The sequence below is a fragment of the Alcanivorax sp. HI0083 genome (assembly GCF_001635175.1).
In genome coordinates this window covers 1-705 of the sequence record NZ_LWFX01000489.1, presented here as the reverse complement: position 1 = coordinate 705, position 705 = coordinate 1, and the positions used below count along the sequence as shown (strand labels likewise).

General features: G+C 60.0%; 2 protein-coding genes. Both read left to right on the top strand.

The genetic code is table 11. The features are described from left to right. The coding region (locus A3754_RS05025) for a SufD family Fe-S cluster assembly protein (protein WP_197468471.1) at nt 1–291 on the top strand (291 nt) is incomplete at its 5' end. Nucleotides 292–366: 75 nt separating this feature from the next. Next, on the top strand, nt 367–705 hold a 339-nt coding region (locus A3754_RS05020), incomplete at its 3' end, for an ATP-binding cassette domain-containing protein (protein ID WP_156496811.1).

The following is a 705-nucleotide window of genomic DNA, read 5'->3' as shown; positions in this document are numbered from 1 at the left end:
CGTAACTTCACCCAGTGCGACTCCCTGCTGCTGGGCGACACCTGCGGCGCGCACACCTTCCCGTACATCGAGTCGAAAAACCCCTCGGCCACCATCGAACACGAGGCCACCACCTCCAAGGTGAGTGACGACCAGATGTTCCTGTGCCGCCAGCGCGGTATCGACCCGGAGAAGGCGGTTTCCATGATCGTGAACGGCTTCTGTAAAGAGGTGTTCAAGGAACTGCCCATGGAATTTGCCGTGGAAGCGGGCAAGTTGCTGGAAGTCAGCCTGGAAGGCGCAGTGGGCTAAGCCCCGACTTCACCGAACAACACCCTGAATTAACTCGGGTCGGATTCCCGGCCCAATCGAAAGGCGCATCAAAACATGCTGGAAATTCGTGATCTTCACGCCACCGTGGCGGACAAGCCGATTCTCAAGGGCCTCAACCTCACCGTGAACCCGGGCGAGGTACACGCCATCATGGGCCCCAATGGCTCCGGCAAATCCACCCTGGCCAATGTGCTGGCCGGTCGTGACAACTACGCAATCACCGGCGGTGAAGCCCTGTTTGAAGGCAACAGCCTGGCAGACCTGGAACCGGAAGAGCGCGCCCAGGCGGGCCTGTTCCTGGCCTTCCAGTATCCGGTGGAAATCCCCGGCGTCTCCAACATGGAATTTCTCAAAGCGGCACTGGAATCCGTACGCGGTGCCCAGGGCAAGGAA